We start from the raw sequence: 20,228 nt of genomic DNA, 5'->3' as shown, positions 1-20,228 counted from the left end.
GTGGTGACGGGTCATGCCGGAAGGCCCAGTACGCGCTGAGCGAGGATGTTCTTCATCACCTCGGTAGTACCTCCGGCGATGGTCGATGAGCGCGCCTGGAGGTAGCCATGGACGAGGTCACCGTCGTCACCGGCGATTGCGTCCACACCACCGAGCGCGAGCCGAGTACGAGCGAGTCGTTGACCGAACAGGCTCCACTCGAGCTTGATGATCGATTGCTCGGCACCGGGCTGGCCCGTTGCCTTGATGGACTCGAGGGATCGTTGGCCGAGCACGCCGACGACGCGGCCCTCGACATATCGCTGCACGAGCTCGTCACACAGCTCGGGGCTGAGCTCCTGACCAGTGTTGGCAAAGCTCAACGACTCGACCAGCTCCTCCACCTCGCGCTGGACCTTCGAGGCATGGGTGACCACACCACTGCGCTCGTGCCCGAGGGTGGTCATGGTCACCTGCCACCCCTGGTTGATCGGCCCCAACAGGCAGCTGCGCGGAACCCGAACGCCGGTGAAGAACACTTCGGCGAAGTCGGAGTCACCCGTGATCTGCGTGATCGGGTTGCGCTCGACGCCTGGGGTGTCCAGCGGGATCAGCAGGGCCGAGATCCCTTTGTGCTTCGGCGCATCGGGGTCGGTTCGCACCAGGAGCTGCATGTAGTCGGCCCGAGCACCGTCGGAGGTCCAGATCTTCTGACCATCGATGACGAACTCGTCACCGTCCAGGACGGCGCGAGTCTGGAGTCCGGCCAGGTCGGAGCCGGTGCCCGGCTCGCTGAACCCCTGGCACCAGATCTCGGTCCCTTCGAGGATCCCGGTCAGGTGCGACCGCTGTTCCTCGCTGCCCCACTGGGCGATGGTGGGCCCCACGTTGGCGACCCCGTAGATGCCGGCCGTGCTCGGTGCGCCGTACTCCGCGAGAATCTCGCTGCAGGCCAGGGCGGTGACCACGTCCAGCCCGCGCCCGCCGTGCTCCTCCGCCCACTGGGGTGCCACCCAGCGTCCCGACTGGAGGATCCCCTGCCAGGCCAGTCGTGCTTCGAACGGCGGGTCGTCCCCCCATTCAGCCTGGAAGACCGGCAGGTGATCGTCGAGGAACCGACGCAGCTCGTCTGTCGTCACGTTCACGGTGTGGTCTCCTTCTGTGCTCCGCTTCGCTCTTGACGCGCCATGCGGAAGGTTTCGGTGAGGGGCTCGACCAGGCGAAGGGTTCGCAACAGGTCATTCAGGTGTGTGCAGCCCTGTGGGCCGGTGAGCATCCTGCGGACGGTGGCCTCGAAACCGTCCAGGCGGACGCCGCGGAGCCGGAGCACGCCGGGGGCTGCGCCCGGACAGTCGGGCAGCGGCAGGGCACCGGGGCGCGCTTCGAGGTCAAGCACGGCGATCGGGGTCCCGCCCACGCGAGCGTCCACCTCGTACTCGTGCACGATCACTTCGGATCCGGCCGCGTCCGTGTAGGTGTCGCGGAAGTAGGCGTACACCCAGGTCTCCGGACCAGGCGTGATCTCCACCAGGCGGCGCCTCCTCATGCTGGAGTGCGGCGGCGACGGATCCTGGTGCCACACGCGGTCGTCCTGTCCGACCAGATCTCCCGCCGCAGGTCGGTCGGACAGCATGTCGACGACGGCACCCGAGTGCGACGCGGCGTAGCCGTCGGCCTTCCAGCCGGTGCACACCCCGAGCCCGGGCCCACTGCGCGGCATTGGTCTGTCCGAGGACAGCTCGTGCACCTGCGCGTACCCGGAAATGATCTGCATGCCAGGCATCTCGTCGAGCAGTGCGGCCTCCAGACCGCCCGCCTCACCGGTCCGCTCGAGGTGTTCGCCCAAGGCCCGGCGGAAGCCTTGTCGGGCCGTGACGCCCGCCAGCCCGGCCGGGACCGTGGGAGCTCCCGTGGTGGAGTCGGGGAGCAGCCTGCCGCGAGAGTCGACCCGCGCAACGAGCTCCCGGGTGGCGTGCGACCAGCTGGAGCCATCGGCATCGGTCATCAGGTCGCGTCCCCGGCCCGTCAAGCGGACTCCGTGCTGCCACGTGCCATCGGCGCACGCGTCGACGGTGGTGGTTCGTCGCAGGGAAGATGAACCCGATGCGGCGAGTCGGTCGATGGTCATGTCACCCCCCAGAGGACGATCCGTAGGGATCGGACGCTGACGCTCAGCGAGTCACCACAATCATATACCTCTTTGAGTTGATTGCCCAGAAAGGGCTTCACTCCATGAAGGCCACCTCGCCGTGCGCGACCGTGCACCGGACAACCACTGACAGCGGGTCCTCGACGGCGGCCGCGAGAGGCCGGTCCAGGACACAAAGGTCAGCGACGTCCCCTTCCAGGAGACGGCGCGGTGCACCGCCAGGGTCCAGCGGGTGCGTCTGCATCGCCTCCAGCGCAACGATCGGAGCCACTGACTCCTCCTCACCCAGCACCGCACCGCCCGTGGTGAGACGTGTGGCCGCAGCCCACACCGTTCGCCAGGGATCGGGGTCGCCGTACGGCGCGTCACTGCTCAGCGCCACGCGGACCCCGGCGTCCAGCAGCCCGCGATGCCTCCACAGAAGGGGCCGATCCGCGAGGTCGCAATCAGACAAGTAGTCGTCACCTCGTCGGTGGACCAGCGACGGCTGGGTGACCACGACGACTCCCAGTTCGGCCAGGTCGGAGGCCATGGCGTCATCGCAGACGGCAGCGTGCTCCACCCGATCGCCGGTCAACGCACCCGCCGTCTTGAGCGCGACGACTGCGAGCACCAACGATTCCCGAGTGACACAGTGCAGCGCCACTCCGCGTCCGGCGCGGTGCACGGCGTCGAACGTCGCGACAAGGTCGGCGAGGGACGGCAACGCGTGGTCCCCCAGCACCACCTTCCTCGGCGCTGGGCCTGCATCGGTGCCGAGGGCGACAACGCGTTGCGGCAGCTGGTCCCGCAGCAGAGCCAGGGACTGCTCGCTCATCGTCGGCGTGGCGTCGACCACCGTCGTCACACCGCGGGCGGCAAGCCGGCGCCCGAGCGCCGCCACATCTGGCGGGTCAGCGGTCGGCACCATCGCACGTAGTCGCTCGTCGGCCCGCCAGAGCTGGCCTGTGCGGCGCTCCAGGGGCGAGAGTCCGCCGACGTTGGACGGATCCGATGCAGCTCGGTCGAGCTCGGCGATCGCAGCCGAGTTCAGGGTCCACAGCGCGCCGCTTCGATGCTGCACCCGTACCGGTCGTTCCGGAGCGTGCGCATCCAGATCAGATCGGCTCAGCTCCGTCGCGGCGCCAATCACGCGCAACCAGCCGCCGCCGGACTCACGTCCGATCCTCGCCAGCCCGTCGCCACCAGAGACGTCGACGGACTGGTCCGCAGCAGCGGTGGCGAAGAGATGGATGTGGTGGTCGACGAGGCCGGTCAGCACGGCACCCCCTCGAGCATCGACGACCCGCGCACCGACTGGCGCCTCCAGGTCGGCACCGATCCGGAGGATCTGGCCACCCACGATGACCACGTCGACGATTCGCCCGCCGACCTCGCCGCGCCGGACGACCAGGGCCCCCGAGGTCACCGGTGTCCTGCACCTTCGAGCTCGCCCAGGACTGCCGTGGTGTGCCGACCGAAGTCGGCCGAGCGCCCCATCGGTCGACGGGCACAGGGCTGAGCTATCGGCACACCACCGACCGCGGCCGACCACCACTCCCCCTCACGCCAGGTGGCCGCCCTGGCCACCGGCGTGCAGTGTCGTCCGACCGCCTCGGCGGTGACCCTCGACATGGCCGCGTCGAGGAACCAGCGACCGCCACCGTGCCGGGCTTCCAGCACGGCCCTCGCGGCGTGCAGACCGGTCAGCGGGTCGGCCACCGCATCGCAGGATGGGACCGGCATCGCGGTGGCCGGGTCGACCACCCACGCCCCGGATCCGGCCGCCACGTCGTCGCCGAAGCCGACCAGGCGGGCTTCGTTACCCGATCTGCCGTGCGCAGTGATGCCCAGCCAGACGCCGCCGGGGCGCAGAAGGGGCTCGGGGGTGATGCCGAGCCCGCGCAGAGCACGTGGGCGGGATGCCTCGATGACCACGTCGGCACGAGCCAGCAGCAGGCGCAGACTTCTGAGGCCGGCGTCGGTCGTGAAGTCCAGGACGACGGATTCGTGCCCGGCGTGAAGGAGGTCGAAGAACGCCGGACTGCCGCGCCGCGCGCCGTCTGGCCGGTCTGCCGATTCCACCTTGACCACGCGGTAGCCGGCCAGGCCCAGCACGTGGGCGCACAGGGGCCCCGCCCACAGGGACGACAGGTCGACCACCAAGGGCCGCGGGTCCGACCGCTCGGCTCCGACAAGATCGGGAGCACCGTCGAGTCGTCTCGCAACGATCCCTTCCGTGCTGTGCTGCTCCGCGCCGCTGGCCGGGATGGCTGAGGCGGGGATCTCCAACAACCTGATCCGGGCGACCGCCTCGTCCGTGGCTCGACGAGCGACCCAGCCCTCCAACGCCCTCCACGGATCGGTGATCGCGTCGTCGCCCACGACAGCGGGCACCGACTCGAGGTCCGACTCCCGAGACAACGAGACTGCCAGCCAGCCATCGACGGCCCGGAGGGCACGGCATCGTCCGCCGACGGACCAAGGTGCACTGCGACTCAGGCCCTCCGAGGCGGCGCGCTCACCCAGGAGAGCAGGCCCGTCGAGGCGTACGGCGCCGAGCGAGAGCCCGCGGATCGCGTCCGCCGCCCTTTGGGCCGAGAGGACGACACCGTCCGGGACGCTCAGCGGCGCACCGCCGGCCGTCCCGGTGAGCGCCATCACACCACAGCGCGCCGCCACCTCACGCGCACGCGATTGGTCCGGAGACGTCATGGGGTGATCTCGTCGACGAGGCCCCACTGCTCTGCCCGCACTGCACCGATGGTCGCGCCGCTCAACCCCAGGTAGGCGGTGCGCCAGCGGCCGATACGGCGCGTGACACTGACCGTGCCTCCTGCCCCCGGGATCAGCCCCATCGCGAGCTCGGGCAGTCGGAAAGTCGTACCCGGGTCGGCCTCGACGCGGGCGGCGAACGCTGCGAGCTCGACGCCCGCCCCTATGCACGCCCCGTGGACCCGTACCTCGAGCCTCGGCCGGAGCACCTCGAGCGTGCCCGCCGCACCGGCCGTCGTTCGCACGAGGTGCGCGAAGACCGGATCAGATGTCGTACCGAACTCGTCGAGGTCGCCGCCGGCACAGAAGCCCGGGCCATCCCCGTGCAGCGTGACCCGGGTGACGGACGGGTCGGCGACCGCGATCCGGAGCGACTCGTGGAGCTGGTCTCGCAGTCGCGCGCTGTATGCGTTGCGTCGCTCCGGGTGGGTCAACGCAATGTCGAGCCAGCCGTCGTGACGCTGGACGCGAACAAGGTCGTGACCTGGCGGCGGAACGATCCTGCGCCCGCGCGCGCCCAACCAGGCCGCGAACTCCGGCCCGGCCAGCAACATCGAATACGCATAGGACTCCGCCAGCAGCCCTTGGTCGCCGTCGAGCCCGGAGTTCAGCCTCAGCAACGAACGCAGGGTCAGCGCAGCCATCGGGTGCGCCGCCACAGCCTCGAGGAGGTCCTGCGCTGCGATGCTGGGATCCGGAACCGGGACCACTGAGGGGGGGAGGTCGGCGGCCCCCTCAGGAGCGAAGGTGAGGTCCAGCCTCTCCGCCACCGCCTGCTCGGCAGGGCTGAGCGGTGCTCGGGCCACGCCGACCAAGAGCCTGGAACCCTGATCGAGCAGCTCCAGGACGTCGGGTCCCATGCCGGCGAGGTCGACCACGTCCCACGCAACCGCCGGTTGGTCGAGAGACCCGTCGGAGCCCACCAGAGCACGGTGCGCAAGGTCGTTCGGCGACACAGCGCTGCTGGTCTCGCGACCTGCCCTGGTCCTCATGGCGATCCCTCCTTGCCCACCGATTCGAGTGCGAGTACATTTAGTTAGATGAATTGCCTAGATAGGTCTTCCCTATCGAATGGGTTACCGCATACCCTATGACAAGGCCGGGTGTGACGGCCACCACATCATCGGACGGGTTTGCCGTCCCGCCCAGGAGGAGGGTTCCCATGTCACTTACCACCGGCGCACACCTGCGTACCGCATCGTCGCCGTGCGAGGTCGTCGTCGTGCGCGCGCCCAGTGCGACCGGCTCTGTGCTGTGCGCGGGGCAGGCCATGACGGTTGATGCCTCCCTCGACACGGGCAGTGCGACCGACGGCCCCATGGTCGCCCTCGGCAAGAGGTACACGCACGAGGCCTCAGGTCTCGAGCTGCTCTGCGTCAAGCCCGGCCCTGGGCCCTTGACGTTTGCCGGCGAAGAGCTGGTGCTCAAGTCCGCCAAACCACTGCCCGCCTCGGACTGACCGGAGACTTCGATGGACCTGCTCACCCTCTTGGACATGGTCGGCGCCGGCATGGGCGATCGCGTCCTCATCGGCAGCCGCTCGGGCGGACTCACCGCCGCCGAGCTTCGCGCACGTGCCGCAACCGGCGGCGCCTTGTTGCGTGACCTGGACGTCTCCACGGTTGTCTACCTCGGTGGCAACAACTCCACGTTCCCGGTGGCCCTGTTCTCGGCAGCAGCGGCGCACGTGCCGTTCCTGCCGGTGAACTACCGGCTCAGCGATAATCAGCTGGGCGAGATTCTCGGGCGTCAGACGTCGGCCCTCGTGATCACCGACGACCCGGCCCGGGTCGCCGCGACGAACCCCGACCTCGCGCAGATCTCCCTCGAGGAGTTCATGGCCCGCACCGTCCCCTCCGCGGCCGACAACGAGCTCGTGCCGGCCGACGCGGAGTCGGTCGCGATCCTGCTCATGACGAGCGGGACCACGGCCGCGCCGAAGAGTGCCGTGCTGCGACACCACCACCTCACGTCGTACATCCTGGGGTCTGTGGAGTTCGCCTCCGCCGAGGACGCCGACGCCACCATCGTCAGCGTGCCGCCGTACCACATTGCCGCCGTGGCCAACCTGCTCTCAAACCTGTACGCCGGGAGGCGAATCGTCTACCTCGACCACTTCACGGCGGCCCAGTGGCTCGACGTGGTGCGCGAGGAGCGGATCACCAACGGCATGGTCGTGCCCACGATGCTGTCCCGAATCATCCAGGAGCTCAAGGACACAGGGACACCCGCTCCCCCGTCCCTGAGGTCCTTGTCGTACGGCGGCGCCAAGGTGGCGGCGAGCGTCATCGCGGATGCCCTGACGCTCTTCCCTGACACGGGGTTCGTCAACGCCTACGGCCTCACGGAGACATCGTCGTCCATCGCCGTGCTCGGCCCGGAGGACCACCGTGAGGCCGCCGCAAGCGCGGACCCGTTCGTCCGCGCCCGTCTCGGCTCGGTCGGCAGGGCCCTGCCGCATGTCACGATCGAGATCCACGACTTCGACGGCGCGCCCTGCGATCCCGGCATCGTCGGCGACATCATGGTCCGCGGGCCACAGATCGCCGGCGAATACCTCGAGGGCGGAAGCCGACTGTCTGCTGACGGCTGGTTCCCCACACGCGACCGCGGATTCCTCGACGAGGACGGCTACATCTTCGTCCAGGGCCGCGCCGACGACACCATCATCCGTGGCGGGGAGAACATCGCACCGGCCGAGATCGAGGACGTCATCATCAGCCACGAGGCGGTGCGCGAGTGCGCAGTCGCCGGCATCCCTGACGACGAGTGGGGCCAGCGCATCGCCGCGTTCGTCGTGCTCCACGACGGCCACGACCTCACGGTGGAGGAGATGCGGGCCTACGTCCGGTCCCGCCTGCGAGGATCCAAGACACCGGACATGGTCAGCTTCCTCTCCGACCTTCCTGTCACGGCCACCGGCAAGGTGTTGCGTCGCGAGCTGGTTGCCGGGCACCTCGTACCCCAAGGCTGAGCCGCCTGCCAGGGGGCTGCCACAACCTCACGTCGCGGGCTCCGCGGCAAGGGCCAGCCACCTGATACCGTCTTGTCGTAACGCTTACGGTGATAGGACCGAGAACGACAGGACGGACGCACTGACATGACCGCTCGGGTGAATGGCGCGAAGGCAAAGCCACGGACGACCCGAAACCCCCGCGGCTCACTGAGCAGCGAGGCAATCCTCGCCGCGGCCTTCGAGCTCGCGGAGGAGGCGTCCGTCGAGAAGCTCAGCATGCCCAAGCTCGCCAAGCGTCTCGATGTCGGGGTGACGAGCCTCTATTGGTACTTCCGCTCCAAGGAGGACCTCCTCGACGCAATGATCGCGCAGTCGGCCGATGACTATCTCTCCCTCCTCTCGGACCATCCGGACACACCGTGGGACAAGCACTTCAGGCTCTACTTCCGCGAGATGAAGCAGATCTTTCATGACAACCCGGTGATGTGCGACTTCCTGGTGTTCCGCCGCTCCGCCGCAACCGTCACTCCCCGCCTCCGCTTCCTCGACCGGATCAACCACGAGGTGACCGTGCTCATCGACGCCGGTTTCGATCCGGAGACTGCGGCTCGTGGCTACCAGGCGATGTCGGTCTACACCCAGGGTGTCGTCCACAAGCAGCGACTCTTCCATCTCTCCGACCAGACCGACGATCGGTTCATGATGATCGATTCGCGGCGGATCTGGGCCGTGGAGCCCAACGGCCAGCCTGCGGCCTACCCGGGCCTGGAGGCTTCCCTGGACTACTGGAGTGCAAGCTTCGCGTCTGACGAAGAGTTCGAGGCAGGGCTGGACTTCATCATCGAGGGTCTCCGCAGCAAGCTGCCCACGACCGACCAGAGGGCCGCACGCAAGGCACGCACCAGCTGATGGCGGCGTGTCAGCTGCCGTAACGAACGACGCCAGCATGGATCGCGCTGCGGAGCCGACCTTGGTGCACCAGCAGGTCCAGGTGCGCGGCGGTCTCCGAGGTCGCCAGCATCTGATCGCCGGGCCCGAGGTCCGTGAAGTGCCGCTCGCGCCGAGTCCAGCGGAGCACGCGGGCCACGTCGGAGGCGGTGCATCCTTGGCTGACGGCCAGCAACGACTGCTGCAGACGCATGTCGTGGTGCTCGAGCAACTGGTCGATGCGCGCGTGCGCGCTTGGCGTCACATCGCCGTGGGCGGGCAACAGCATGCGGTCGGGCATCGCGCGCACGAGTCGTAGCGAGTCCATGTAGTCGCGCAGTGCCAAGCGCTGAGGAGCAGGCTCGACGGCGATCGAGGGAGTGATGGACGGCAGGACGTGGTCACCCGCGAAGAGCAGGTCATGCTTGTCGTCGACGAAGACCATGTGGCCACGCGTGTGTCCAGGCGTCGCAACCGCCTCCAGCCCGCGGCCTCCGGCCCGAACGACGGTGCGGTCCGTGAGCCAGCGGTCCGGCGCCTCCCACGTGCCGGGTGGCGCGTCCGGCAGGGGCAACAGGGGCAGCAGCTCCTCAGCTCCCAATCGAGTCAGGTGCTCGAGGCGGTCCTGCGCCCCGCCATCCTCGTCGCCGGCCATGATGGCATCGATCGTGGGCTTCTCCCCCGCGCCAAGCGAGATGTGCGTTCCGACCAGGCGGCGTAGATGCACCGCTTGGGTGTAGTGGTCGCGATGGGCATGGGTGACCAGGATGCGGTCGACGTCTCCGAACTCCGCACCCAGCTCGGCAAGCCCCGACCTGAGCTGCGTCAGTGCGACGTCGAGCGCCCAGCCCGGGTCGACCAAGGCGAGAGACTCTCCATCGGTGATCGCGTAGACGTTGACCGCCCGCAAGCCGTCGTTCGGCAGCGGCAAGGGGATCCGGTGCACCCCGGGCGCCACCGGGTGAACACCGGCCCGGGTCCAGTCCGACACCTCGTCCGGGGCCGGCAGCGCAGGACCGGCCTCGACACCGGTCAGCTCGGCCCCCGCTTGACCTGGTTGAACGGGACGTCCCGGTCGGCGGCGAACTCGCGAGGCATCCCCAGGATTCGCTCACTGATGATGTTCCGCGACATCTCAGAGCTACCGCCGCCGAGACTTGCGCCCTGACGCATGAGGTAGTTGACCGCGACGCGTCCGCCGACTCCGGGGTCACTCGGGTCGCCGCTCACCCCGGTCACTCCCGCGGCGCCGGCAATCGAGACGGCATAGTCGTCGACAAGCCAGTCCGTCTCGGCATGGAAGAGTCGCATGATCGAGGCGGCGGGAGGCGGCATTGCGCCGGAGGTGATGCCCCGAGTGACCCGACGAATGAGCTGCTCCTGCACCCTCTCCTTGGCGTGGGCCTCGCCGACCAGCTCGCGCACGCCCGATTCGCCGTTGCGGCCGGTCGCCCTGGCTACCTCCACGAGGTCGGTCTTGGGAGTGGCCACGCGTCCGGTGCCGCGTCCGCTGACGTAGGGCGAACCTCCACCCACGGCGGTCCGTTCATGGAACAGCTGTCGGGACGCGACCGCCCAGCCGCCGTTGACCTCACCCACGACAGCGCTCCCGGGGAGTACGACGTCGTCGAAGAACTCCTCGCAGAACTCCGTCGACCCGTTGACCTGGGTGATCCTGCGCATGGTGATACCGGGTGTGTCCGTCGGCATCAGGAACATCGTCAGACCGCGGTGCTTGGGAGCGTTCCAGTCGGTGCGCGCGAGGCAGAGGGCGTAGTCCGCGGCGTACGCCGAGGTACTCCATGTCTTCGCACCGTTGATCACCCAGGTGTCGCCGTCGCGGTCGGCGCGGGTGATCAGGCCGGCAAGGTCCGACCCGCCACTGGGCTCCGACAGGAACTGGACGAGGACCTCGTCGCCGCGGATCGCGGCTGAGATCCGCTCCCGCTTCTGATCCTCCGACCCCATGTCGAGGATGGTGGGAGCACAGATGCTGAAGGTCGGGACGTTGAGCAGGAGGGGCATCTGATACCCCTCCGCCTCCTGCGTGAAGGCCTCCTGGAACTCGCTACCGAGTCCGAGACCGCCGTACTCGCGGGGGAAGCAGATGCCTGCGAAGCCGCCCCCGTGCAGGAGCTTCTGCAGCTCACGGGCCTTGGCCCACTCCTCGTCGTCGTCACCCGGCGGCGGGGGTGCGGCATCCGGGTCGACCTTGGGCATGTTGTCGGCCAGCCAGGTCCGGGCACGAAGTCGGAAAGTCTCGACGTCCTCGACGGTGGTGTCAGTCATGAGTTGGTGCCTCTCTCAGAGCGCGATGATGTCGGCGATACGGCGGTGGTGGTCCTCAGGCGTTCCGTAGAGAGCCCGGTCTACCGTGGCCCGTCGCAGGTACAGGTGCAGGTCGTGCTCCCAGGTGACCCCGATGCCGCCGTGGATCTGCACGCAGTCCTGCAAGATCTCGACAGCGCGATTGGCCACGTACGACTTGGCGACGCTGACCAACTCAGCGGCGTCGTCGCCGTGGTCCTGGACTGCGGATATGGCGGCTGCAGTGGTCGCGTGGCAAGCCTCGAGCCAGGTCTTCATGTCGGCGAAACGGTGCTTGAGCGCCTGGTACGACGCGAGTGGGCGCCCGAACGAGTATCGGTCGAAGGCCCACTGTGTGGTGAACTCGAAGACCCTCTCGAGCCCTCCGCACATCTCGGCGCACTGGAGGACCAGCGCGACCTGCTGCTGGCGCTCGATGATCCTCGCTGCCTGACCGGGGCGGCCTACCACTGCGGACTCCGGCACTTCCACGCTTTCCAGGTCGACCAGAGCGAATCGCCGCACCGTGTCAAGGCTCCAGGTCAGCTCGATGGTGAGGCCTGGCAGGTCGACCGGGACCAGGAACTGGGTGAGCCCTTGGTCGGTCGTGGCCGTGATCAGGATCAGGTCCGCCTGGTCGGCGAGCTCGACGCGGTCCTTGGAGCCGTCGAGGACGTAGACGCCGTCGTGCAGCTTGGCAGTCACCCGCGGCTCCTGCGGAGTCCACTGCTCGCCGGCCTCGTAGACCGCCCAGGTGGCAATGCTCTCACCGGAGACCAGCGACTCGATCGCCTCGGAGTGGTCAGGGCCGTCGCCCGCTGCCTCGACCAGCCCGGCGAGCACGATGTTCGTGGCCAGCAGAGCACCCGGCGCCACTCCAGCGCCGAGCTCCTCGGCCACGATGGCGAGGTCCTTGAGGCCCTCTCCGGACACCGTTCCGCCGCCCTGCTCCTCGGGGACCAGCATCGCGGCCCAACCCAGTTCAGCGCCGCGAGCCCACCAGGCGCGGTCGAAACCAACGGCGGCCTCGGAAAGCTCCCGCACCTTGGTGAGCGGCATCTCCTTCTCGAGGAAGCTCTTCGTGGTGGCGCGGAAGAGCTTCTGATCAGCGGAGAGTTCGAGCTCCATGAGTACTCCCTCGGTCGGCGCCTCCGGGGGCGCAGCTTGGTGGCACGACCCAGCAGATCACCATCAGGACATCTTGTCAAATGATCTACCTATATGGGTTACTTGGGTTCCTACACCTAATTGACCCCGGAGGCAGACGGTGAGCTTCACCATCCCCACACCAGCATCGGACCTCACGTTCGAGTCGGCTCGCGAGGTGTCCGACCGGCTGGCATCGGTGGACTACCTGCCCAGCACAGCCATCAGCTCGACCATCTACTTGGCCAGTCAGCTCGGCAAGCCCGTGCTCGTCGAGGGACCCGCCGGCACCGGCAAGACCGAGCTCGCCAAGGCATTGAGCCGAACGACGGGCGCGCGCCTGATCCGGATGCAGTGCTACGAGGGGCTTGACGAGTCGAAGGTGCTCTACGAGTGGGACTACCGCAAACAGCTGTTGCGGATCCAGGCCGGGGAAGGCACGTGGGCGACGGTCGAGGACGACATCTTTAGCGAGGACTACCTCCTCACTCGTCCGCTGCTCGAGGCCATTCGTGCCGACGAGGACGTCATCTTGCTGATCGACGAGGTCGACCGACTCGATGTTGAGACCGAGGCCCTACTCCTCGAGGTGCTCTCCGACTTCCAGGTCTCCATCCCGGAGCTGGGGACGGTCACTGCCCGCCGTCGTCCCTTGGTGCTCCTCACCTCCAACAACAGTCGCGACCTCTCCGAGGCGCTGAAACGCCGCTGCCTGTATCTCCACGTCGGCTACCCCTCCCCCGAGCGGGAGCGGGAGATCGTGCTGGCGTCCGTGCCCGGCATCTCCGAGCAGCTGGCAACCCAGCTCACCGAGGTCGTGGAGTCGTTGCGAGCGATGGACCTCAAGAAGCGGCCATCCGTCTCGGAGACTCTCGACTGGGCGCGCACCTTGGTGCTTCTGGACACCACGGAGCTGGACGCGGAGACGGTGCAGGACCATCTCGCGATCCTGCTCAAGCACCAGACCGACATCGAACGCGCCCACGCCGACCTGGCGGAACGCTCGGCATGAACGCGGCGCCGGACCGAGCCCCGGTCGTCCTCGTCCACGGAATGGGTTCGACGTTCGACCACAACTGGCGTCAGTCAGGCTGGGTAGACCTGCTCCAGGGCGAGGGATGCGAAGTCTTGCCCTTCCTCCTGCCGGGGCACGGAGGGTCGCCGGCACTGAGCGGCCCCACCGACTCGGCGCAACGCAGACTGCTCATGGCGGTCGACGCCCTCAAAGGCCCGGTGGACGTCGTCGGGTTCTCGGCCGGAGCCGTCGCCACACTGGCAGCGGTCATCGAGCGGCCCCACTTGTTCCGACGTGCAGTGCTGCTCGGCATCGGCGACGCGATGCTGGACCGACGCACCGTCGGCGTCACGTTCCTGGCCGACGCGCTCGACGAGCCGGCGGAGAACCCTCCAGCATCGACGTTGGTGCGCCTGATCCGCCAGATGGTGCGGGTCGCCGGCAACGACCTGTCGGAAGTCGCCGCCTATGCCCGAGCCATGCCGCCCCCACCGACCTGGCTGCAGATCGCGAATATCGACGTCCCCATGCTGGTGGGTGTCGGGGACCGCGACGAGGTGGGGCCCGCCGACCGGTTGGCGAGCACGCTTCCATGCGGCCGGCTGGTCACCCTGCGAGGCGTCGACCACTTCACCACGACCTCCAGCTTTGCCTCTCAGGACGCCGTCCTGCGGTTCCTTGCGGACGTCACGCCGGGAGCGGAGCCAGCCGCCTCCGGGACGCTGACATGCTGAGCACGCTGGAGGGCCTCATTGCCGAGCTCCGAGCGATCGGCGTCCCCGTCTCGACCACGGAGACCATCGACGCTGCACACGCCATGCAACACATCGACGTGCTCGACAGGGCCGAGCTCAAGTCAATGCTGGCCTCGACCCTGGTGAAGAACCATGAGCACCAGCTCGCGTTCGACACGGTCTTCGACTTGTTCTTCTCTCGCGCGAGCGCATCTGCCCGGCCCCTCGCCCCGGCAGATGGGATCCAGGACGATCTCGGCCGCTCGGGAGGTCCCCCCGGCAGCACGACCAAGTCGCACCTCGCGGCGCTGGGAGATCTGGCGCTTCGCGAGCTGCTGATCACCGTCCTTGGCGCCAACGACGAGCTCGCCCTGCATCCGCTGGTCGTCGAACTGGTCGACAGACACACCCGGATCGAGCCGGGACAGCCGGTCGCCGGGACGTTCCACGTCTTCCGGACGTTTCGCGCCGTCGACCCGGGCGACCTGCGCGAGCGGCTCACGCGGCCAGTCGGCCCTGGTCCGCAGTCGTCCCTGACTCTGTTGAAGCGGCGCCTGAGCTCCGAGAAGGCCGATCAGAAGGTCGAGCGCCTGCGCCAGGCCATCGAGTCCGAGGTTCGCCGCCGCCTCGTCCTCGACCGAGGCGCGGCCGCGGTGGCACGATCACTACGCCAGGCCCTTCCCGAGGACGTCGACTTCCTCACCGGCTCCGCCACGGAGGTAGAGGCCCTGCAGGCGATTCTCGCTCCCCTCCCTGGACAGCTGGCCGGGAAGCTGGCCGAGCGGCGGCGGCGTGGGCGCAACGGACACCTCGACTTCCGACGTACTGTCCGAGCCTCGATGTCTACCGGGGGCGTCCCGGTGCGTCCGATCTTCCGCCGGCCACACCCCAACAAGCCCGAGCTCATCGTGCTCGCCGACATCTCAGGGTCGGTGGCCACCTTCGCGCGGTTCACGCTTCAGCTGGCCCACGCCATGCGCACGCAGTTCCGGTCCGTGCGCAGCTTCGTCTTCATCGACGGCATCGACGAGGTCACCGCCGTGCTCGCGGACTCCGACAACATCGTCGAGGCTGCCGAGCGGATCGACGCCCGCAGGAGTGGGATCTGGCTCGACGGCCGCTCCGACTACGGCCACGCGCTGAGCACGTTCCGACGCGAGTGGGGCGACCAGGTCAGTAGCCGAAGCATCGTGCTCGTGCTCGGCGACGCCCGCTCGAACTACCGTGCTGCGTCACCCGAGAACCTCGAAGCGATCCATCAGCGCGCCTCACGCGTCTACTGGCTCAACCCCGAGCACATTGCGGCATGGGACGACGGCGACTCGGTCATGAGCCAGTACGCAGCCCACTGCGACGGCGTCTTCGAGTGCCGCAACGTCCGCCAGCTCAAGAAGTTCATCGAGCAGCTGGACTGACCCACCGGGGTCAGTCCCCGTCACGACCATCCGGTCCGGAAGGAAGCACCATGCCTGACAGCAACGTCTCGGAGGCGATGAACGCCGCCGTCGGCACCGAGCTCACCCGCCAGGTGAGCCATTCGGTGAGCAAGTCCGACATCCGCCGATGGGCGCTCGCCGTCTACTGGCCGGAGGAGGCACCGGCGCTCTTCATGGATGAGGACCTTGCGCGCACCACCACCCACGGTGGTGTCGTCGCGCCGGAGGAGTTCAATCCGTTCGCCTGGGCGGTCGCATCGAGCGTCTCGAACCGCCCGGACGCCACCCCTGAGCCGAACAACCCCGACAACACCGAGATCCAGGCCGGCGTGCCGGGACCTGGTCTGAAGTTCCAGCTGAACGGCGGGATGGAGACCGAGTACGGCGCACGCATGCGCCCCGGCGACATCATCACCAGCGTCCGGCGCCTCGGCCCGTACAGCGAGCGCGAGGGACGACTGGGCCTGATGCTCTTCAGCACGACCGAGGACACCTGGACCAACCAGGACGGCGAGCTCGTCAAGCGCACCGTCACCACGCTCATCCGGTACTGAGAGGACGCACAGTCATGACGACATCGACCATTCATCAGGTAAAGATCGGCGAGGAGATCCCTGCCTTCACCCGCGAGACAGGATTCGCGAACTGGAACCGGTACGCGGCCGTGAACGACGAGTTCGTGCCGATCCACATGGACGACGAGGCAGGTCGCGCCGCGGGATACGTCACCGCATTCGGAATGGGCAACCTGCAGTGGTCCTACTTGCACAACGCACTGCGTGCGTGGATGCCCGCCGGCGCGCGGATCGCGCGCCTGTCGTGCCAGTTCCGCGGCCCCAACACCAAGGGCATGACGGTCACCGCACGAGGAACCGTCACAGGTGTGGACACTGTGGACGGCGTGCTGACTGCCACGGTCACCCTGTGGACCGAGGACCAGGACGGCAACAAGCTCGCTCCGGCAACGGCGATCGTGGAGCTCGGTTGACCGCTTGATCAACGCACGAGGATGCCCCCGCGAACCATCGCGGGGGCATCCTTGCGTCTCATCCGTCGTGCGTCGCGATCATCCGGCGAACGGGTCCCCCGGGATCTCCTCGGTGGTGAAGAAGATCGGCACACCGTGCGAGTCCTCGACGCGGGTCATCAGGAGGTCGCCGCGGAGCTTGTCGGTGCCGATGCCCTGCTTGGTCAGCCAGGCTTCAGCAGAGTCGAGGTCGAGCACCTTGAAGCGGAGGCTGTAGATCATGTTGCCCCACTTCTCCACGTGGCGACCGAGGTCGGAGTCCGGTTCCAGCGGTTCGGCCAGCTGGAGCAGGCAGTCACCCAGCTGGACAGTCTGGAACTTGGCCTGCGTCACCTCGTCCACGCCCTCCTGGATCGGTACCGCCTGCATCACGTCGACGTACGTCTTCACCGCGGACTCGAGGTCCTTGACGCCGAGGGTGACGTAGGAGAAGCGCTCGATCGTGAGCGGGTGCGAGCGCCACATCTTGACCTGTGACGACCAGGTCTCGAGGTCGCGCGGGTCGTTCGGCATGTCCATGCGGCACATCTCGACCATGAGGCCGGCGGTGTCGCGGGGGCTCGGGTAGAAATACAGCGTCTCGGGGTCGAGCTTCTCGATCTTTCCGCCACCGGGGGCACCGATGTAGATGCCGCGCTCGAGCAGCCGGTCAGCCAGCCCCTCTAGGTCGTCGACCTTGTAGCCAACAGAGTGCAGGTGCTCGCCGTACTTGCTGTAGAACTTGCCGACGGGCTTGGTCGCATCGACCGGCTGGGCAGGTGCCATCGTCTCGATGCAGACGTCGCTCACCATCCAGAGACCGGCATACCGGTCCTCGATGGGTAGGTAGTTCGGCTCGTCGACGCCGAGGTAGCACAAGCCACCGAATACGTCCTCGTAGAACCGGTTCAGCTTTTCGACGTCATCGGTCATGTGGATCACGTGGATCATCTGGCCGATGCCGTAGTCACCGGTCTTCTTCACGATCTTCTGCATTCGAGCACTCCTGTCGAGGATGGTGGGTCGGGCGACCCGGTCAGGCTTGGGCGGGGTCCGCCGGGTGCTGGCGGTACCACTGGAGCTGGGGCGGGGCGTTGACGAGGTCGAGCGACTCCGACATCTGTATCCGGCCCGAGCTGACGCCGTCACCGAGCGCCGCGGACGCGGCAGGGATGTCGTCGTCGTCCATCTCGTAGACGGCCAGGAAACGGCCCTGACCGCCGGCCTCGGGGTCCACCAGTGCGTAGCGTGAGACCGAGCCGATCGATGGAACGGCAACGCGCACCTGTGGGATGTGGGTGTTCAGGTACCACTGCTCGAACTCGGCGTTGCTCTCCTGCGACGCCGGGCTGGCCCAAGCCAGCAACATTGCTTTCGCCATCTCGTTGCTCTCCTTCAGTTGGTGGGCGTGACGGTTCGGGTCGTGGACCTGGCGGTGACTGCGTCGATGCGCTGGTCGCGCTGGCCCGGGACGGCCGTGGCCAGAGCGCCGACGACGGCACGGCGTACGGCGGCGACGTCCTCGGCGACGACGGCGTCGACCACGCCAATGTGCTGCAGGTCTGCCGCGGTCATGCGTAGGTCGCGGGTGAGCTCCGGCGCACGCTCCGCGTCGCGGTAGAGGATCGCGGCGCCGGCCTCGGGGCCGATGACCGAGAAGACCGCTCCCTCCGTCATCAGCAGCCGGTCGGAGTGGGCCAGCGCGATCGCGCCTCCGCTGCCACCTTCCCCCACGACGAGGCCGACACTGGGGGACCTCAGTCGGGCCATCGCGAGTAGCGTGCGGGCGATCTCACCAGCGATGCCGGCCGCCTCGGAGGCTGGGGAGGGGTCGGCGCCCGGGGTGTCGATCAACGTGAGCACGGGAAGCCGGAGTCGGTCGGCGAGGGTGAGCGCACGCTGAGCCAACCGAAACGCATCGGGAGTGGGATGCTGGGCACCGTCACGTCCCCCGAACCGGTCCATCGCAACCACGACCACACGTTGCCCGGAGACAGTGGCCAGCCCCGCCCGGAAGGAAGGATCGGCGCCGCGCAGCTCGACCCAGGAGTCGGTGAGCCAGGCGGCCCACTCGAGGCCGGACGGTCGAGCGTGCGAGCGGCAGCGCACCAACAGTTCGTAAGGGTCGGCGGGTACGGTGCTGCGATCAGGCTGGTGGGCCCTGCCTCCGGGCGGGACGAGTGGACACGCGGTAGCGGCGCCGACTGCGGAGGCGAGCCATTCCCACCGGCCCTCCACCGGGACGACTGCGTCGACGAGCCCGTGCTCGAGTGCGGACTCCGCCCTGTGCGACGTGGGAGGCGGGAACTGGCCGGTGACCTGAGCGACGACTCGTGGTCCACCGAATCCGATGGTGGCTCCGGGCTCCGCGGCGCGCACGTCGGCCAGCGACGCCCAGGACGCGAAGACGCCGCCGGTGCAGGGGGAGTGCAGGTACGCCGCCGTCATCAGGCCCGCTTCGGCATGGCGGGCGGCTGCGGATGCCGCACGCGCCATCTGGACCAGGGAGACCATCCCCTCCTGGAGACGCGCGCCTCCGCTCGAGACGGTCTGCACGACAGGCAGCCCGCGATCGGTTGCGCGATCGAAGGCCTGCACGATCCTGTCCCCTGCGACCGAGCCCATGGTTCCGCCCTGTCGAGCGAACGCGCAGTCGATCCACACTGCCTCCCGAGATGCCAGCGACACCAGCGCGGTGCGCACGGACTCGTCCTCGGCGGCCGGTGGGACATAGTCCCGGAAGCCGAGTGGGTCAGCCGAGTGGTGGTCCTCGTCCCACCGCTCAAGGACGATGGGATCCGTGACCACGTCGGGCGGGGAAGTGAGCACGTCAGTCGTCATAGCTGTAGAAGCCTCGTCCCGACTTGCGTCCCAGCCATCCGAGCCGGACGTACTGCTTGAGCAGCGGCGGCGGGAAGTACTTCGGGTCCTTGTACTCCTCGTACATCGAGGCGGCCATGTCGTGCACGATGTCGAGGCCGATCAGGTCACTGAGCCGGAACGGGCCCATCTTGTGGTTGAACCCAAGGGAGATGACGCTGTCGATCGACTCCATGTCCGCCACACCGCGCTCGTAGGCCCGGATCGCATCGAGCAGGTAGGGAACGATCAGCAGGTTGCCCACGAAACCGGGCACGTCGTTGACGACGACCGGGCTCTTGCCCATCGCGATCGCGAGCTCACGCATGCTCTCCACGTGCTCGGGAAGGGTGACCGGGGTCTTGATCACCTCGACCAGCTTCATGGCCGGCACCGGGTTGAAGAAGTGCAGCCCGACGACGCGCTCCGGACGGCTGGTCGCCGCGGCCAGGATCACGAGCGGAATCGTGGACGTGTTCGACGCGATGAACGTCTCGGGGCCGACGAGCCCGTCGATCTCGGCCAGGATGCGGTTCTTCAGATCGACGTCCTCGAAGACCGCCTCGACAACGATGTCCGCGTCGACGATCGCGTTCATGTCTGTGGTGATCGTGTAGCGGGTGGCGGCCTCCGCGGCATCCGCGGACGTGATCTTGCCGCGGGCAAGTGTGGCGTCCAGCCCCGCTCGGATCCGCTCCCTGGCGACCTCGGCACCGGCCTCGGTCGTCTCCACTCCGACGATCTCAATGCCCACTTGCGAGGCCACCTGGATGATGCCGGTGCCCATCGTTCCGCAGCCGACGACTGCCATCCTCTTGATCTGCATTGGAGCTCCCATGTGTGATCCGTGTGCCTCATCAACCGTCGACCACGTACACGGCCTCGGGATGATTAGTTGGACATTTCGCCATCGGGCGGTTGGAGAACGTCGCTCCCGAGGGGTGTGGCCCCTTGGGAGCG

20 protein-coding genes are annotated in these 20,228 nt (G+C 68.0%); 8 read left to right on the top strand and 12 right to left on the bottom strand.

Annotated elements, in window-relative coordinates; all coding sequences use genetic code 11:
* Positions 1–11 precede the first annotated feature (11 nt).
* The 5 genes from ASG88_RS21660 to ASG88_RS21640 form a co-directional block, all read right to left on the bottom strand.
* Positions 12–1,118 carry an acyl-CoA dehydrogenase family protein gene (locus ASG88_RS21660; protein ID WP_056889544.1) on the bottom strand — a complete coding sequence of 369 codons (1,107 nt, stop codon included), beginning with the start codon at positions 1,116–1,118 and terminating at the stop codon, positions 12–14.
* A 2-nt stretch (positions 1,119–1,120) separates the two neighbouring features.
* A complete protein-coding gene (locus ASG88_RS21655; protein ID WP_082600892.1) occupies positions 1,121–2,107 on the bottom strand; it encodes a DUF2889 domain-containing protein in 987 nt (328 codons plus the stop codon).
* A 97-nt stretch (positions 2,108–2,204) separates the two neighbouring features.
* Entirely contained in the window at positions 2,205–3,536 is a 1,332-nt protein-coding gene (locus ASG88_RS21650; RefSeq protein WP_056889542.1) for an amidohydrolase family protein, read from the bottom strand.
* Complete coding sequence (locus ASG88_RS21645; protein WP_162259887.1) at positions 3,533–4,399, bottom strand: CoA transferase; 867 nt, start codon at positions 4,397–4,399, stop codon at positions 3,533–3,535. Before ASG88_RS21645 ends, ASG88_RS21650 begins: the two co-directional genes overlap by 4 nt.
* A 419-nt stretch (positions 4,400–4,818) precedes the next feature.
* Positions 4,819–5,805 carry an enoyl-CoA hydratase/isomerase family protein gene (locus ASG88_RS21640; protein ID WP_200956548.1) on the bottom strand — a complete coding sequence of 329 codons (987 nt, stop codon included), beginning with the start codon at positions 5,803–5,805 and terminating at the stop codon, positions 4,819–4,821.
* Between the two features lie 239 nt (positions 5,806–6,044).
* Here ASG88_RS21640 and ASG88_RS21635 point away from each other — a divergent pair, with 239 nt between their 5' ends.
* The 3 genes from ASG88_RS21635 (at position 6,045) to ASG88_RS21625 (ending at position 8,747) form a co-directional block, all read left to right on the top strand.
* On the top strand, positions 6,045–6,341 hold the full coding sequence (locus tag ASG88_RS21635; protein ID WP_056889540.1) for a hypothetical protein: 297 nt from the start codon (positions 6,045–6,047) through the stop codon (positions 6,339–6,341).
* A 12-nt stretch (positions 6,342–6,353) separates the two neighbouring features.
* The gene (locus tag ASG88_RS21630; protein WP_056889539.1) at positions 6,354–7,856 is read left to right on the top strand and encodes a class I adenylate-forming enzyme family protein; all 1,503 of its coding nucleotides are present in this window, start codon (positions 6,354–6,356) and stop codon (positions 7,854–7,856) included.
* 126 nt (positions 7,857–7,982) lie between these two features.
* Positions 7,983–8,747: a TetR/AcrR family transcriptional regulator gene (locus ASG88_RS21625; RefSeq protein WP_056889538.1), complete on the top strand. Its 765-nt coding sequence runs from the start codon at positions 7,983–7,985 to the stop codon at positions 8,745–8,747.
* 10 nt (positions 8,748–8,757) lie between these two features.
* Here ASG88_RS21625 and ASG88_RS21620 read toward each other — a convergent pair whose 3' ends face one another.
* The 3 genes from ASG88_RS21620 to ASG88_RS21610 form a co-directional block, all read right to left on the bottom strand.
* Positions 8,758–9,711 (bottom strand): MBL fold metallo-hydrolase, encoded by a 954-nt coding sequence (locus ASG88_RS21620; RefSeq protein WP_200956547.1) that lies wholly within the window; start codon positions 9,709–9,711, stop codon positions 8,758–8,760.
* Between the two features lie 86 nt (positions 9,712–9,797).
* Positions 9,798–11,054 (bottom strand): acyl-CoA dehydrogenase family protein, encoded by a 1,257-nt coding sequence (locus tag ASG88_RS21615; RefSeq protein WP_056889536.1) that lies wholly within the window; start codon positions 11,052–11,054, stop codon positions 9,798–9,800.
* A gap of 15 nt (positions 11,055–11,069) precedes the next feature.
* Positions 11,070–12,200 (bottom strand): acyl-CoA dehydrogenase family protein, encoded by a 1,131-nt coding sequence (locus tag ASG88_RS21610; protein ID WP_056889535.1) that lies wholly within the window; start codon positions 12,198–12,200, stop codon positions 11,070–11,072.
* Positions 12,201–12,339: 139 nt separating this feature from the next.
* Here ASG88_RS21610 and ASG88_RS21605 point away from each other — a divergent pair, with 139 nt between their 5' ends.
* From ASG88_RS21605 to ASG88_RS21585, 5 genes are read left to right on the top strand one after another with little or no spacing between them, the layout of a single operon-like run.
* Positions 12,340–13,230 (top strand): AAA family ATPase, encoded by an 891-nt coding sequence (locus tag ASG88_RS21605; protein WP_235534961.1) that lies wholly within the window; start codon positions 12,340–12,342, stop codon positions 13,228–13,230.
* Positions 13,227–13,967 (top strand): alpha/beta fold hydrolase, encoded by a 741-nt coding sequence (locus ASG88_RS21600; protein ID WP_082600886.1) that lies wholly within the window; start codon positions 13,227–13,229, stop codon positions 13,965–13,967. Before ASG88_RS21605 ends, ASG88_RS21600 begins: the two co-directional genes overlap by 4 nt.
* Entirely contained in the window at positions 13,961–15,382 is a 1,422-nt protein-coding gene (locus tag ASG88_RS21595) for a vWA domain-containing protein (protein ID WP_056889533.1), read from the top strand. Before ASG88_RS21600 ends, ASG88_RS21595 begins: the two co-directional genes overlap by 7 nt.
* A 50-nt stretch (positions 15,383–15,432) precedes the next feature.
* The gene (locus ASG88_RS21590) at positions 15,433–15,957 is read left to right on the top strand and encodes an FAS1-like dehydratase domain-containing protein (protein WP_056889532.1); all 525 of its coding nucleotides are present in this window, start codon (positions 15,433–15,435) and stop codon (positions 15,955–15,957) included.
* A gap of 14 nt (positions 15,958–15,971) precedes the next feature.
* A complete protein-coding gene (locus ASG88_RS21585) occupies positions 15,972–16,391 on the top strand; it encodes a MaoC/PaaZ C-terminal domain-containing protein (RefSeq protein WP_056889531.1) in 420 nt (139 codons plus the stop codon).
* A 78-nt stretch (positions 16,392–16,469) separates the two neighbouring features.
* Here ASG88_RS21585 and ASG88_RS21580 read toward each other — a convergent pair whose 3' ends face one another.
* From ASG88_RS21580 to ASG88_RS21565, 4 genes are read right to left on the bottom strand one after another with little or no spacing between them, the layout of a single operon-like run.
* Positions 16,470–17,405, bottom strand: coding sequence for a VOC family protein (locus ASG88_RS21580; RefSeq protein ID WP_056889530.1), 936 nt, complete (start codon positions 17,403–17,405; stop codon positions 16,470–16,472).
* A 40-nt stretch (positions 17,406–17,445) separates the two neighbouring features.
* Positions 17,446–17,790: a DUF4286 family protein gene (locus tag ASG88_RS21575; protein WP_157559890.1), complete on the bottom strand. Its 345-nt coding sequence runs from the start codon at positions 17,788–17,790 to the stop codon at positions 17,446–17,448.
* A gap of 14 nt (positions 17,791–17,804) precedes the next feature.
* Complete coding sequence (locus tag ASG88_RS21570; protein WP_082600884.1) at positions 17,805–19,250, bottom strand: carboxyl transferase domain-containing protein; 1,446 nt, start codon at positions 19,248–19,250, stop codon at positions 17,805–17,807.
* The gene (locus tag ASG88_RS21565; RefSeq protein WP_056889527.1) at positions 19,240–20,094 is read right to left on the bottom strand and encodes a 3-hydroxyacyl-CoA dehydrogenase family protein; all 855 of its coding nucleotides are present in this window, start codon (positions 20,092–20,094) and stop codon (positions 19,240–19,242) included. Before ASG88_RS21565 ends, ASG88_RS21570 begins: the two co-directional genes overlap by 11 nt.
* Positions 20,095–20,228: the final 134 nt, after the last annotated feature.

It is taken from the genome of Nocardioides sp. Soil777 (assembly GCF_001428425.1).
In the GTDB taxonomy this organism is placed as follows: domain Bacteria; phylum Actinomycetota; class Actinomycetes; order Propionibacteriales; family Nocardioidaceae; genus Nocardioides; species Nocardioides terrigena.
The sequence above is the reverse complement of the archived record's forward strand: the minus strand, read 5'-3'. Positions and strand labels throughout refer to the sequence as shown.